This is a genomic window from Chryseobacterium sp. 3008163 (assembly GCF_003669035.1).
Taxonomy (GTDB): domain Bacteria; phylum Bacteroidota; class Bacteroidia; order Flavobacteriales; family Weeksellaceae; genus Chryseobacterium.
The window spans coordinates 1,675,227-1,690,282 of the sequence record NZ_CP033070.1 but is presented as its reverse complement, the minus strand read 5'-3'; the positions used below and the strand labels follow the sequence as shown (position 1 = coordinate 1,690,282).

13 protein-coding genes are annotated in these 15,056 nt (G+C 34.7%); 2 read left to right on the top strand and 11 right to left on the bottom strand.

Annotation, left to right across the window (positions count from 1 at the left end):
* Positions 1 to 17: 17 nt before the first annotated feature.
* Positions 18 to 989: a deoxyhypusine synthase family protein gene (locus EAG08_RS07645; protein WP_047444737.1), complete on the top strand. Its 972-nt coding sequence runs from the start codon at positions 18 to 20 to the stop codon at positions 987 to 989.
* 262 nt (positions 990 to 1,251) lie between these two features.
* Here EAG08_RS07645 and EAG08_RS21335 read toward each other — a convergent pair whose 3' ends face one another.
* Positions 1,252 to 1,398, bottom strand: coding sequence for a hypothetical protein (locus EAG08_RS21335; protein ID WP_164998542.1), 147 nt, complete (start codon positions 1,396 to 1,398; stop codon positions 1,252 to 1,254).
* A 244-nt stretch (positions 1,399 to 1,642) separates the two neighbouring features.
* Between EAG08_RS21335 and EAG08_RS07640 the strand changes: the two genes are divergently transcribed.
* Positions 1,643 to 1,939 (top strand): MGMT family protein, encoded by a 297-nt coding sequence (locus tag EAG08_RS07640; protein WP_129534930.1) that lies wholly within the window; start codon positions 1,643 to 1,645, stop codon positions 1,937 to 1,939.
* 185 nt (positions 1,940 to 2,124) lie between these two features.
* Here the strand turns inward: EAG08_RS07640 and EAG08_RS07635 are convergent, their stop codons facing one another.
* The 10 genes from EAG08_RS07635 to sucC form a co-directional block, all read right to left on the bottom strand.
* A complete protein-coding gene (locus EAG08_RS07635) occupies positions 2,125 to 2,373 on the bottom strand; it encodes a tetratricopeptide repeat protein (protein WP_164998541.1) in 249 nt (82 codons plus the stop codon).
* Positions 2,370 to 3,632, bottom strand: coding sequence for a serine hydrolase domain-containing protein (locus EAG08_RS07630; RefSeq protein WP_129534928.1), 1,263 nt, complete (start codon positions 3,630 to 3,632; stop codon positions 2,370 to 2,372). Before EAG08_RS07630 ends, EAG08_RS07635 begins: the two co-directional genes overlap by 4 nt.
* 66 nt (positions 3,633 to 3,698) lie before the next feature.
* Positions 3,699 to 5,150 (bottom strand): serine hydrolase domain-containing protein, encoded by a 1,452-nt coding sequence (locus EAG08_RS07625; protein ID WP_129534927.1) that lies wholly within the window; start codon positions 5,148 to 5,150, stop codon positions 3,699 to 3,701.
* Between the two features lie 66 nt (positions 5,151 to 5,216).
* On the bottom strand, positions 5,217 to 6,653 hold the full coding sequence (locus tag EAG08_RS07620) for a serine hydrolase domain-containing protein (protein WP_129534926.1): 1,437 nt from the start codon (positions 6,651 to 6,653) through the stop codon (positions 5,217 to 5,219).
* A gap of 94 nt (positions 6,654 to 6,747) precedes the next feature.
* Positions 6,748 to 7,884, bottom strand: a complete 1,137-nt coding sequence (locus EAG08_RS07615; RefSeq protein ID WP_129534925.1) for a helix-turn-helix domain-containing protein — start codon at positions 7,882 to 7,884, stop codon at positions 6,748 to 6,750.
* 103 nt (positions 7,885 to 7,987) lie between these two features.
* Complete coding sequence (htpG, locus tag EAG08_RS07610) at positions 7,988 to 9,883, bottom strand: molecular chaperone HtpG (protein ID WP_129534924.1); 1,896 nt, start codon at positions 9,881 to 9,883, stop codon at positions 7,988 to 7,990.
* Positions 9,884 to 10,132: 249 nt separating this feature from the next.
* Positions 10,133 to 11,140: a recombinase RecA gene (gene recA / locus EAG08_RS07605; protein ID WP_129534923.1), complete on the bottom strand. Its 1,008-nt coding sequence runs from the start codon at positions 11,138 to 11,140 to the stop codon at positions 10,133 to 10,135.
* Positions 11,141 to 11,466: 326 nt separating this feature from the next.
* Positions 11,467 to 12,666, bottom strand: a complete 1,200-nt coding sequence (locus tag EAG08_RS07600) for an oxygenase MpaB family protein (protein ID WP_228446820.1) — start codon at positions 12,664 to 12,666, stop codon at positions 11,467 to 11,469.
* A 67-nt stretch (positions 12,667 to 12,733) separates the two neighbouring features.
* Complete coding sequence (locus EAG08_RS07595) at positions 12,734 to 13,396, bottom strand: response regulator transcription factor (RefSeq protein WP_228446819.1); 663 nt, start codon at positions 13,394 to 13,396, stop codon at positions 12,734 to 12,736.
* Positions 13,397 to 13,857: 461 nt separating this feature from the next.
* Positions 13,858 to 15,048 carry an ADP-forming succinate--CoA ligase subunit beta gene (gene sucC / locus EAG08_RS07590; protein WP_129534921.1) on the bottom strand — a complete coding sequence of 397 codons (1,191 nt, stop codon included), beginning with the start codon at positions 15,046 to 15,048 and terminating at the stop codon, positions 13,858 to 13,860.
* Between the last annotated feature and the right edge of the window lie 8 nt (positions 15,049 to 15,056).

Below are 15,056 nucleotides of genomic sequence, written 5' to 3'. Positions count from 1 at the left end.
TGTAAAAAAATAAAAAAATGAGCAAACCGATTACTGAGTTCATAGAAAAATATTACCTGCACTTCAATGCAGCGGCTTTGGTAGACGCGTCAAAAGGATACGTTGCCCACCTGAAAGAAGGCGGAAAAATGATGATTACTTTGGCTGGAGCAATGTCTACCGCTGAATTAGGAAAGATTTTGGCTGAAATGATCCGTCAGGATAAAGTTGATTTTATCTCTTGTACAGGAGCAAACCTTGAAGAAGATTTGATGAACTTGGTGGCGCATTCTCACTACGAAAGAGTTCCTCATTATAGAGATTTAACTGCTCAGGATGAGTGGGATTTGCTGGAAAGAGGCTTAAACAGAGTGACAGATACTTGTATTCCTGAAGAAGAAGCTTTCAGAAGATTGCAGAAGCACATCGTAGAAATCTGGAAAGATGCTGAGGCTAAAGGTGAAAGATATTTCCCGCACGAATTCATGTACAAAATGATTCTTTCTGGAGTGTTGGAGCAGTATTACGAAATTCCGAGAGAAAATTCTTGGATGATTGCGGCGGCTGAGAAAAACTTGCCAATCGTTGTTCCGGGATGGGAAGATTCTACCATGGGTAATATTTTTGCTTCTTACTGTATTAAAGGTGAGCTGACGGCAACGACAATGAAATCTGGTATCGAATACATGACGTATTTGGCAGATTGGTACACGAAAAACTCGGCAGGAAAAGGAGTTGGTTTCTTCCAGATTGGTGGAGGTATTGCAGGAGATTTCCCGATCTGTGTAGTTCCGATGTTGTATCAGGATATGGAAATGCATGATATTCCGTTCTGGTCTTATTTCTGTCAGATTTCAGATTCGACGACTTCTTATGGTTCTTATTCAGGAGCAGTTCCGAACGAGAAAATTACTTGGGGTAAATTAGATATCACAACACCGAAATTTATCGTTGAAAGTGATGCGACGATTTGTGCTCCATTGATGTTCTCTTACATCTTAGAAAATTAATAGAGCGGGAAGACGGAAGTCTGAAGCTTGAAGTTATAGAAAACGTTCCAAATTTTGGGACGTTTTTTTTACGCCACGAATGAGCAAAAATGTGTTGTCTATCAGTGAAAAAGATAAGTGTAAAATTAGAGTTTTGAATAATGGCGTGCCCCTCTCCAAAGCAATCCCTATGCTCGGGTCGGGCTTCTACAGGCTCCACTTCGTTCCGGTGCTTTGCACCGCGGTCTTCGCCGCGCCCTCCATATCCCTCACGCAAAGCTTATCAATCCAAAGAATTAGTCAACACAAAATAACGGTACGCAAGAATTCCTTTCTGCACTTTAGTCAGTTTTGTCGGGTCTTTATCACTTAACTTCGGTAAGACGGCTTTATTGATTTTATTCAGAATTCTAAAAATGGACTTTTTCATAGCTTTTAGATTTAGATAGAAGGTTATTCAAAAATTATGCAACAGTTGTATTAGGGGCTAGAAATTAGATTTTAGAAGTTAGTTTAGCCAAACTTACTAGAGTTACTTTTTACAACAATCCTTTAGTTATTAAACGATGCATTTTTTTGTCATTTATAAACTTTGTCAAGGTTTTCTATACAAGATTGTTGTATAGAGTAAGATGATTTATTTCTTACATTTGAATATCCATTTAAATCAGAAAATGAACGAAATCTTCAAACAACAAGTCTGGGAAATTACCAAATTAGTTCCTAAAGGAAGAGTAACAAGTTACGGAGCAATTGCCAAAGCAGTTGGTTTCCCAAATCATTCCCGTCACGTGGGAAAAGCGATGGGCGGTTGTCCGAAAGATGTTCCTGCGCATCGTGTGATTTCGAGCTCTGGAACTTTATCGGTTCCTGAATTTCAAGAAAGATTGGAAGCGGAAGGAATTGAAGTGGAAAATTTCAGAATAAAAAATTTCAAAAAACTATTTTGGAATCCATTGGAAGAATTGTAATTTCATTTAGAATGCATTATTACGGTTCAGAATAAAAAAGTAACAATTCATAACAGAAAAAACTGGCTGACTTTGTGAAGCGGTTGAAAGTTTCATTGAGTAAATTTTTTCTAAAGATAAGATAGTATCGGCGGCACCTTTGGTGCCGCCGATACTTTTTTTAACGTTGAAAATTTCAACGACTATTATTTCTTTTTCAAAATTTCTTCAATCTTTGAAAGCATTTCCTTAGCATTTTGGTTTGTAGGTTCAAGCTCTAAAACCTTTTGATAATCTTTTCTCGAAGTCAAATATTCTTTTTTATTAAAATAAGCTTCACCACGACTGTCGTAAACATTTGCTGAATTTGGAAATTCAGAAATATTCAAACTGAAAATCTTGATGGCAGAATCTATTTTATGGTTTTGTAAAAACTTGTAGCCTAAAGAATTCAATTCACCTTCATTAGAGAAATTATATTGATTGAGTTGAGTTTTCTTAAGATTTTTGTAGAGTTGAATACCTTTATCGATATTTTTTCACATTCTTTTTTGATAGCCAAGGCAATAGATTCTTTAATCGGTTCCAAAGGATAATTTTTCCATTGATTCAAACTTGCAATACTTGAAACGATTTCTTCAACAAGCTTCATATTGCTTCCATTTGTCATTACGACGATCCCGTTTCCATCCTCAAGGCTTCCAACATAATGACAAACAAAACCTTCATTTCCACCGCTGTGACCGAAATATTTTGTGCCTTTAAAATCATTCAAAAATACGCCAAGATTATGATCTACTCTTTTTACGGATAGTTCTTTAGACAAAATTTTATTTGATTTCCCTAATAAAGACAATTGGGTTTCGATAATGTAATTGGCCAAATCTGTTGGGTTTGTCCATAATCCGGCTGCCGCTTTTTCAGGGTAAATATGGTATTTTCCTTTCACTTCTTTTCCGTTATCATAAGCTGTTGCAAGCAAGTTTTCTTTGTCTTTAGAAGGTGGTTGATTGTAAGAACTGTTGTTCATTCCCAGTGGAATCAAAACGTTTTTCAGCATATAATCTTCGTACTTTTCTCCTGTCGTATTTTCAAGGATTAATTGAGAAATCGTAGTTCCACCGCCGGAATATTGAAACTTTGTAGAAGGCTCAAAAATAGAACGAACTGCGCTAGAATTAGAAGGTTTCAGTCCATCAAGAATCTGTATTGTCGTAGGCAATTCTTCCCCTTTTTTGTAACCACCAAATCCGTGTACAGACAATCCAGCTTTATGAGATAGCAAATTAGCAATTGTAATTTTTTTACCATTTGAAGTTGCATCATACGGGAATTTCCAGGTTTTAAGATAATTATTAACGTCATCATCTAAACTTAAATTTCCTTCCTGAACCAATTTTAAAATTCCAAGACTATTGATAGATTTACTAATGGAAGCTGCTTGAAAAAGTGTTTGAGGCGTTGCAACTCTTTTTTCAGAAACGTCTGCAAAACCGTAGGCTTTCACCCATTCAATTTTGTAATCTTTGATGACGGCAATGCTTACAGCGTTTGCGTTGTAGAAAGCCATTCTGTCTTTTAAAGGTGCTTTTTTTGTTTTCGATTTGTCCCAATAATTGAGATTGTTTTCTAAAATTTTGATTTTATCATTTACACTTTGCGCAAAAGTGTTGAGTGATAGAGATAGCAGAATGATTAAGCTTAGTTTTTTCATTTGGAAATAATTGATTTCTAATTAATAAGACAACTCAGAAAAATGTTTGTTACATTGGAGAAGGTTTTATTTCCCAATTTCCTTTTCAATTTTCAAAATCATTTTTTTGCCATTTTCATTTTTAGGATTCAGCTCAACAGATTTTTTATACATTTCGACTGCCTTATTTTTATTTCCTGTTTTTAATAATACTTCGCCATAACTATCATAAGCGTTCCAACTATTGGGAAACAAATGGACATTAAGCTTGAAAATTTCTAAAGCTTCAGTTTGTTGATTATTTGCCATCATTCTGTAAGCCCAATTATTCAATTCTACTTCTTGTGGATCAAATTCGGGATTTTTCTTTTTCTTCTTTTCTGTAAAATCAATCGCTTTATCAAATCCAATTTCTCGCAGGTTTTTCCTCAAAAAAGTTAAAGGATCAGCTTCTAAAATATCCGCATTGTAACATCCTGCAATCTCTTCCAGAAAATCTTCGGGAGCACTTCCTCCTAAGTTGGTCAAAACAATTATTGCCAATTGATCATCCGGATAAATCAACAAAGCAGATCTATTTCCGCCAGACATTCCTATTGCTTTGTGGTTTTTTCTAAATTTTGCAATTCCCCAACCTCGTGTCCAGTTGGTCGGATTTCCATTGTTGAATTTGCTTGGCGACCACATCAAATCTAATGTTGCAGATTTTTGAAATAATTTACCACTTTGCAAAGCAATTACCCAGTTTGCCATATCTTCAGCTGTACTGTTGATTCCCGCTCCGGTTCTTGTAAAATCAGGAAATTCAGTATAATTATTTACCAATTTATCATCAGTTTTTTTACCATCAAATAAATTTCTGTAACGATAAGTAGGCGCAAATTGCGGAATCAAATCTCTGGAATCTCCAAATAATGTGTGTTTCATCCCAACAACTTCAAACTGCTTCTTTTCGAAATTATCCGAAAATGATTGATGACTAACTTTTTCGATAATCTTTCCTAATAAATAATAATTGGTTTGATTATAACTGAATTGTTCGCCTGTTTTAAATTCTAAAGGAAGTGTTTTCAGTTTTTCCCAAATGGCTTGTTCGGTTTTTAACGGACCTATGCTACCGGTGAGAGGGTCAAGAAGTTGTAGGATTTCTGGCAAACCAGAAATGTGTGTCAACAATTGGTCAACCGTTATATTTTGCCATTCTGAAGGTAAATCATTTAGATATTTTTTGATAGGCGCATTGAGTTCTATTTTGCCTTGTTCTACCAGTTGCATTACAGAAACACCAGTGAAAATTTTTGTATTTGAATTGATTGGAAAAATGGTCGTGTTTTTGACAGAAATATGGTCTTGAATATTTGCGTATCCGTACGATTTGCTTAATACGATTTTGCCATTTTGAACAACAGCTAATTGTAATCCAGGAATTCGTCTTTCTTTCATTTCACGATTGATAATTTCATCAACTTTTGAATTTACATTTTGTGCAAAAGTGTTGAGCGATAAAAAGAGTATGATTATGAAGCTTAGTTTTTTCATTTGGGAATAATTGATTTCTAATTAATAAGACAACTCAGAAAAATGTTTTTTACATTCGGGTAGGTTTTATTTACCTATTTCCTTCCCGATTTTTTCTATCATTTTTTCTGCATTACCATTGGTTCCACCAAGACTTATTGCTTTTTTATAACTATCTAATGCTAAATTGTATTGCTTATTTGTAAAATAGGCTTCTCCTAAACTATCGAATAGATTGGCATCTTTAGGAAATTCTTTTGTAGCCAATTTAAATATTTCTATTGACTCATTGTTTTTTCCAAGTCTTAAGAGTTCATATCCTAATTTATTCAGTTCGTTTGGGTTTTCAAAGCTGTATTCCTTTTCAGAATTTTTCTTGAGTAAATAGTATGTTTCTATCGCTGTATTTACGTTATCGAGAGATTCCTTTCTTATCGCTTGATAAACAGATTTTTTAGGAATTTCGTACTCTTTCCCTAACATTAAATTGTGAATAGTATATCCTAAATCCCAAACTCTATTTAGATTATTAGACACTAGAATTATTGTAATATTATTTTTAAAATCGTTTAAAAAGATGGATTCAAATTTATACGATACACCATTGTGTCTCTGTAGTTCTTCTTTTTCAAAGTATCTGCCAAGTGAACCACCTTCATCTTTTGCGTATGGATTATTCAACAAAGTTTGAAAGGATTCTTTAGATATTAAACGATTAGAATTCATAGCCTCAATCCATTTATAGAAATCATTGATATCTACCCAAAGCCATCCACTAATGAAATTCATTTCTGGACATCTGACTTTGTCAAAATCAAAACAGGACGTCCGGTTTTTAAAACCCGATTTTGGGTCAAAAATTGAATTTGTCATTTTCAAAGGTTTAACAATGTTTTTAATGACAAATTGCTGGAATGACATTCCTGTTACTTTTTCAATAATTCTTCTTTGCAAAAACACATTGCCGTTATCGTATTTGTAACTTGTTCCAGGTTCAAACAATAAATTATCACTGCTTCTCAAAATCTTCCACGCATCTGCATCACTTACCGGATTTAGCCCTGACTCTATTTTAGGAATTCCGCTGGCGTAATTTATCAAATGTCGAATGGTGACTTTTTCTGCCCATTTCGGCAAACCCAAATTAAATTTGGAAATCGAGTCATCCAGATTGAGAAGACCGCGCTCAACTAAAATCATTATGGCGACAGCATTAAACTCTTTTGCAATAGAGCCAATGTTAAATATTGACTTGTTGTTTAGCTTAGTTTGTTTGGTTTCATCGGTAAAACCAAATGATTTTTGATAGATGATTTTATTATTTTTAGCGATAAGAACATTTCCATTGAATAAACCTCTTTCGTAAGATTTTGTCATTAAGGAATCAATTTGATTGATTTCTGATTTTTGTTCAGTGGAATTTTGATGTATCTTCTTTGTTTCTTTGGGATTATTTAATTCTTGGGCAGAAAGCGTATTTGTAAATAAAAAAATTAGTACTAATAAGAAAAATCGGTTTTTCATTTTGATTTTATAATTTGATGCAAAGATGCTTCAGAACGCATTAATACGCGACCGATTAAAAAAAGTCGAACTGATTTTTCAATAATTTCAATACTTAAAATGAATTTTTCCGAAATTCCGTGGGCGTTTTCCCTGTGTGTTTTTTAAAAGAAGTACTAAATGAAGATTTAGAATTGAAACCAACCTGATAGAGAATTTCCAGAATTGTCAGGTCTTTTTGTGAAGAATCTTTCAATATTTCTTTGGCTTTTTCGATTCGATATTCATTAATAAAATCAAAAAAGTGTTTATTCATATACAGATTAATCAAAGCGGATAAATCTTTGACCGGCATTTTCACCTGCTCTGCCAAATCCTGAATCGTCAGCGATGAATCCAAATAAGGCTCTTTTTCAGTCATAAATTTTTGCAACATTTCTATTTCTCTGTTCTTTTCGTCATCAATTAAGGGAGAAGATTTTTGTTTCGGGATAATTGCTTCGATTACTTTTAACTGTGAATTTACACCTCGAAAAAATTCCGGATTATTTAATGCTACAAATAAATACCAACAAGTACAAATTAAAAATGCAAACCCATCAAGTGTTACAACCCATATCCGAATTTCGCCTGAACCGAAGATAAAAGTGACCAACCATCTTACAAGAACTATGAAATGCAGAAAGTAGTAGAGAATTGTTATTTTATGTAGAGCATTGAGTACAGAAATATTTGGATTTGTATAATTTTGAAGATAAACCGTTTTAGATTTTCTAATCACCAAAAATGACGCAATGAAATAAACTTGAAACATAAATTCAAAAAGAAACTGAAAAAACTGCATCAAAGGAATATCATTCATGCCATTAATGAACTGTATTTTAGAAGGTCTATCTACAAAATAAATTCCCCACATCAGAAACAAATTGTACGCAACGAATGGAATTGCATGGAGTAAATGTTTCTTTTTTAAACGGAAATTAGAATAGCAGACGGATAATGTATAAAGGTAAAACAATGCAGGAACCAAATACACAAAACTCCACCGAAATGCTTCGAGATTGATATAATTAACCGGAAATTCTCGCATCAAAAATTTTAATGCATCTATGGCATTTCCGATAAGAAAAAAAGCGAAAAGTTGGTTTCGTAATTTATGTTCCGTTTTCACGGTCAGCAAAAACAAGGCAAGAAATAGGATTACGAAAATTCCTATACAAGCAGTGATTTCTAAAAAGCTGAACTTATCCATGTTTTATTAAGCAAAGCCAAATTTACTATTTCTATGATTAATTTTTCATAAAAAAGCTCGAAACGATTTAGTCGTTCCGAGCTTCAATATAAATTAGTTTAATTTACTTTTCCAATTGCTTGTAACTTCTCTGGATGAAGTCTGTCAGCTCTTTTCCTTTCAATAAATTCTGAGAAAGTTTAGCCAAATCTAAAGCATATTTAATCTGAGAACTTTTCTCTTCAGCATTTTCATTAGCCAAAATTTTCGTTGCAAATTCACTGTTAGAATTCACCACCAGATTATACATTTCAGGGAAACCGCCCATTCCGAACATTCCGCCACCACCGGTTGCCTGCATATCTTTCATTCTACGCATAAATTCCGGTTGGGTAATCGTGAAGGGTGCATCTGTAATGTCTAAATCTTCAAGTTGAACGGTGAATTTCTTGTCATTAATCGACTCTTCAACGTTTTTCTTTAAGGTTTCTTTTTCAGTTTCATTTAATTTAGAAATTGCAGGTTCGTCTTTTTTAATCAAATTATTAATGTGATCTGCATCAACTCTTGCAAAAGAAATTTTCTCTTTTGAAGTTTCTAATTTTTGAATTAAATGAGGAACAATTGGAGAATCTAAAAGAATAACTTCGTACCCTTTATCTTTCGCAGATTGGATGTAAGAGTGCTGTTCATCGGCATTAGTAGCGTAAAGAATTACTAAATTTCCGTCTTTGTCTGTTTGATTTAATTTGATTTTTTCTTCCAATTCGTTCCAAAGGAAATATTTTCCGTCAGTAGTTGGATACAATGCAAATTTGTCAGACTTTTCGAAGAACTTATCTTCAGAAATCATTCCGTATTCGATAACGATTTTGATGTCGTTCCATTTTTTGTCGTAATCTTCGCGGTTTTCGTTGATTAATGACGCCATTTTGTCGCCCACTTTTTTCGTGATATAAGAAGAGATTTTCTTCACCGCACCGTCCGCCTGCAAATAAGAACGAGAAACATTCAACGGAATATCCGGAGAATCAATCACACCTCTCAACAACATCAAAAAGTCAGGAACAATTCCTTTCACCTCATCAGTTACGAAAACCTGATTTTGATATAATTGAATTTTATCTTTTTCGATATTTAAATTATTCGCCAATTTCGGGAAATATAAAACTCCCGTCAGATTGAACGGATAATCAACATTCAGGTGAATATTAAACAATGGCTCCTCAAATTGCATCGGGTACAATTCGTGGTAGAACGCTTTGTAATCTTCGTCTTTTAATTCGCTCGGAGATTTTGTCCAAGCTGGAGTTGGGTTATTAACAATATTATCTACCTCAACCGTTTCTGCAACTGCATCTTCCGCAGCACCTTCAGGTAAAGGAAGTGTTTCAGTTTTTGTTCCGAATTTGATAGGAACAGGCATGAATTTGTTGTATTTCGTCAACAATTCACGGATTCTATTTTCTTCTAAAAATTCTAACGAATCTTCTGCAATGTGAAGAATAATTTCCGTTCCTCTGTCAGTTTTGTCACTAGTTTCTTCTAAACTAAATTCAGGACTTCCGTCGCATATCCAACGAACTGCGAGATTTTCGTCACGATAAGATTTAGTAAGGATTTCAACTTGTTCAGCCACCATAAAAGCAGAGTAGAAACCTAAACCGAAATGGCCTATAATTCCTGAATCTTTAGCAGAGTCTTTATACTTGTCCAGAAATTCTTCGGCTCCGGAAAACGCCACCTGATTGATGTATTTTTCAACCTCTTCGCCAGTCATTCCCAGACCTTGGTCGATGATGTAAAGCTTCTTGTTTTCTTTATCGATTTTCACCTCGATTTTCGGATTTCCGTAATCTACCTTTGCTTCACCGATGTTGGTCAAGTGTTTCAATTTCAAAGTTGCATCGGTTGCGTTTGAAATGAGTTCTCTTAAAAAGATTTCGTGATCGCTGTACAAAAATTTCTTAATCAACGGAAAAATATTTTCCACCGAAACATTGATATTTCCTTTTGTCATTGTATTTAATTTTTAAATTTGATTATTAATTCTCAAAAAAATACCATTGAACAGAAAGTGACAGATTGGCATTTTTTTATCATCAATTTCTCCGAATAAAACGTATTCAATAGTTCAGTTCAATATACGTTACGAAATAAAGAATACTGCATAATCGTAGTCAAAGGCTATACAAGTTTTCTTTAAACCTTCTTTATAAAACAAAAAAGACAGCCTCTCAGCTGTCTTTACTATTTAAATCAAAACAAATTATTTTTTGTTTTTGATGATTTCTTCTTTTACTTTGTTTTCAAGTTCTTCGGCCAGTTCAGGATTATCTTTCAACAAATCTCTTACACCGTCACGACCTTGGCCCAATTTAGTTTCGCCGTAGCTGAACCAAGAACCGCTTTTCTTTACAATTCCCAAATCAACCGCTGCATCTAAGATTTCACCGGTTTTAGAAACTCCTTCACCGTACATGATGTCAAATTCTGCCATTTTGAAAGGTGGAGCTACTTTGTTCTTCACAATTTTCACTTTCACACGGCTACCAACTGCTTCGTCACCATTTTTGATTGGTGCACTAGCTTTTCTGATGTCAACTCTTACTGAAGCATAAAACTTCAAGGCGTTACCACCAGTTGTTGTTTCAGGATTTCCGAACATCACACCGATTTTTTCTCTCAATTGGTTGATAAAAATCACGGTACATTTTGTTCTTGAAATAGTTGCTGTCAGTTTTCTCAAAGCCTGAGACATCAATCTTGCATGAAGACCCATTTTAGAATCTCCCATTTCACCTTCAATCTCTGCTTTTGGAGTCAATGCTGCTACCGAGTCAATCACAACGATATCAATTGCGCCTGAACGAATTAAGTTATCTGCGATTTCCAAAGCCTGCTCACCGTTGTCCGGCTGAGAAATAATCAGGTTTTCAAGATCGATTCCTAATTTTCCTGCGTACCCTCTGTCGAAAGCGTGCTCAGCATCAATGAAAGCTGCAATTCCGCCTGCTTTTTGAGCTTCTGCGATTGCATGTAAAGTTAATGTTGTTTTACCTGAAGATTCTGGTCCGTAGATCTCAATGATTCTTCCTCTTGGATATCCGCCAACGCCTAAAGCGATGTCTAATCCTAATGATCCGGAAGGAATAACTTCGATGGTTGTGTCAATCGCACTGTCTCCCAACGTCATTACCGTTCCTTTCCCGTATGTTTTATCTAGCTTATCAAGCACTAATGCCAATGCTTTTTTCTTATCTTCTAAGTTGCTCATTTCGTATTGTAATAATTTATCAAAATTACATAATTTTAATTTCAAAAGCTAATATTATTTGTTTTTGGAAATTGTTTTTAGCGTTAAAAAATGATAAAGTTTTTGCTTTAAATTAAATACTAAATGAAGAAATTATAATCACAGATTGCTTATGATAGAGGATCCCTTTTCTTGGAGGTGGTGGTTCGGCCTTCGACCGAAGACGGTTGGTTTTTAGCCCCGATTGAACGGCCTGTTTGAGCTCTTTCTCTGTTTCGGCGGCGGCTTTGCCGCCGCCGAAACAGAGAAAAGCGAGTAGTGAAAGCGGGATTAAGCTACTGAAAAAATTAATGAAAATTAGAATTCTGGGTGATGCTCAGATAATCCGCCAAAACTTTCGTCTGATCTTTGTTTCCTTTTTTAATTCTGACTTCACGGCTTACGGTAGAATCGTATATTTTATTGATAATTCTTTTCGTAATAGGGAAACCTTTTTTGAACGGGACATCAGGAATCTGAAGCCGTTTGCAAACTTCGTCACCCAGCAAAAACCATGTGCAGCAGATATGCAGATAACGCAAGTTTTTTCTCTGAAATTTATATTTTAAAATAGGATTTTCAAGCGATTCATTCAACAGAGAATGTGCCAGCAACACTGAATCTTTATCAGATGATAGCTGAATGGAAGTCCATAAATAAAAATATTCTGTTGCTTCTTTTTTATTGTTTGGTAAAAGCGCTTCGGGAATTCCTAAAAGGTAGCCAACGTATTTCCAAAGGTGAAAATGACCTTTTTCTTCCTCTTCGGATATGGTATTTCCTAATTTATGAAGACTGTGCTGAAATACCAAGCTGAAACCAATATAAGTCGCCATCATATCCCAGGAATTGATGGGCTCACCCCAGTTTTGGGTATCCCAGTTTTTATAATGTTTTTTGATAGAAAGTCTAGCATAGGAATGAATGAGTCTTGTCTTAATTGCAAATTCATAACCTTTTTTATGAATTTCTAAAGCATCATATCTTGTCACATTGACCCAAAAATCCAACGTTTCCGAAAGTCTTTTTACTGCACCTTTTTTCAATGCTTCTGTGACAATTAACGGTTTGTTGAGGTAAGCGTAATCATAGCCGCCAATCAGACAGTAATCGCGAAGGGAAATCAAAGAATCCAGATTGCAGCGCATGCAAAGCTCGGCACCTTTTTTAATTAAATTTAAATCAAGCCAATCGGGTAGGGTTTGCGTTTGCTGAAAAAGTTTTTTTACACTTTCCGGAACATCATCGTTGTCTGAAACTCCGTTTCGGATGTAGTTTTCAATCTCTCTTGAAGCTTCGCTGTATTTTTTAGTAAAATAAACGTCTTTTACAACCTCATCACCAATTTCGTCTACATGATAAAAGAAATAAGAGAATTTATCAAAGTCTTTGAAGCTGACTTCTGCTCCTGAAAGATCAATCAGCTGCTTTCCGTTTCCTGTCGTCCAAAAATCTTTGAAATGTTGTGAATCTTTAAATCTTGGTTGTAAAATATGCTCTTCCATCATTGATAAAGGTACAAGTTTTACGCCGAAATAATATCGTGAGATTTGTCAGTTTTAAATTTAAAGTAGATTAAATCAATCCAAAATCAAAAGCTTTTTTCACCAGTTCTTTACTGTTCCTGCAATTAGTTTTGCTTAAAATATTTCTTCTGTGGGTACGAATGGTATGTTCTGAAAGTATTAAGATAGAGGAAATTTCTTTTCCTGAATAGCCTTTGGCAATGAAAGATAAAACCTCGGTTTCTCGTTTGGTGAGATTGTTTTCTTGCGTTGAAGATGAAAGCAAATTTTGATTAATTTTAATCTGATGGAAATCTTTTCTAGGCTCAATTCCTGTAATCAAAACGGTATAAGAATTCTCACTCGTAATGTGCTGGATGTTGGTGTGTATGTTGATGGACTGTACCAAATGTTGATTTTCATCTTCAAAAGTATGAATCGCCTGATGATGAAAAAGCTCATAATTTCCTTTTGCCGTTTTCATTCTGAAGCAGTAGCTTGGTTTTAAATAGAGTTGAAATTCTTTACCAATTTCCAGAATTTTATTGACTACAGTTTGTTCTGCTTTTATCACAAAAGGAATATCGTCCGGATGAATAAGATCAATGAGTTCTTTGAGATGTAAGGGATAGTTTTTTAGCCCATGAATTTTGAGAATGCTTTCGTGATGATTCGTAACAGTACTGTTGTTGAGATTTAAAACGTAATAATAGTATTCTCCGATAGCAAACATCTCTCCGATAATACGCTCTATGGAAGGTTTCTCTAATATTTTATCGCTTCTTCGGTTTCCGGGATAAATATTCCAGACGTCTATGAGCGGATGTTTTTCCTCGGTTTTTTCATGATGGTGATTGAGTAATTGAATTTAGTTAATTTTTCTTAAAAATACGCCTTAAGTGGTATTTTTTTATATTAAATAATTTAGAATCTTTGTACAAACTAATAACCATGAAAACTTATTATTTAAATATTTTTTCTTCGTTTTTATTTTAATTTTTGTCTCTACACTACTAATACGATATACCGAGTTTTGAAATGATTGAGAAACACATTTCATGACTTAATGATGAGAAGTTATGTTCCAATGTGCCATTTAAATCTTATTTAAATGGTTTTTTTATGAAAGTTTTGACCAAAAAAATCCGCTTTCTTTCGAAAACGGATTCTGTATTTATAAAGTTTACTTAAATATTAAGCTAAAACTTCTTTTACTTTGTTTGCAGCTTCTTCTAAAGTAATTGCAGAGTGTACCGGAAGACCAGACTCGTCAATTAATCTTTTAGCTTCTACAGCGTTAGTTCCCTGTAATCTTACGATCAATGGAACAGGAAGGCTTCCCATAGCGTGGTAAGCGTCTACAACACCCTGAGCAACTCTGTCACATCTTACGATACCTCCGAAGATGTTGATCAAGATTGCTTTCACGTTCTGATCTCTCAAGATAATTTCAAAAGCAGTCTGTACTCTCGCAGCATCAGCAGTACCTCCTACGTCAAGGAAGTTAGCAGGGTTACCACCAGATAATTTGATGATATCCATAGTAGCCATTGCAAGACCAGCACCGTTTACCATACAAGCAACGTTACCATCCAATTTTACGAAGTTAAGACCAGCTTCACCAGCTTCAACATCTAAAGGATCTTCTTCTCTTGTATCTCTAAGAGCTTCAAGATCTTTGTGACGGAACAATGAGTTACCATCCAAAGTTACTTTAGCATCTACAGCGATAATTTTGTTATCAGAAGTTTTCAAAACCGGGTTGATTTCGAATAAAGAAGCATCAATTCCTACATACGCATTGTATAAAGAAGTGATGAATTTTGTGAATTCTTTGAACGCATTTCCTTCAAGACCTAGGTTGAAAGCAATTTTTCTAGCCTGGAAACCTTGAAGACCCAAAGTAGGATCGATCAATTCGTTGTGGATCAAGTGAGGTGTTACTTCAGCAACGTGCTCAATGTCCATACCACCTTCAGTAGAATATACGATTGTATTTTTACCTTCAGCTCTGTCTAAAAGAATAGAAACATAAAATTCTTTAGTTTCAGATTCTCCCGGATAATATACATCCTCTGCAACCAATACAGAATTCACCAATTTACCTTCAGCAGAAGTCTGAGGCGTAATCAATTGCATTCCGATGATGTTTTGAGCGTTTTCTTTCAATTTATCCATGTTCGGAGAAAACTTTACACCGCCACCTTTACCACGACCACCTGCGTGAATTTGTGCTTTTACAACCCAAGCCTGAGCTCCGGTTTCAGCAGTCAATTTTTCAGCAGCAGCTACAGCTTCGTCTACGTTGTTTGCAACGTAACCACGTTGTATTGCTACTCCGTACTTTGATAAAATCTCTTTTGATTGATACTCGTGAAGATTCATATTATTTT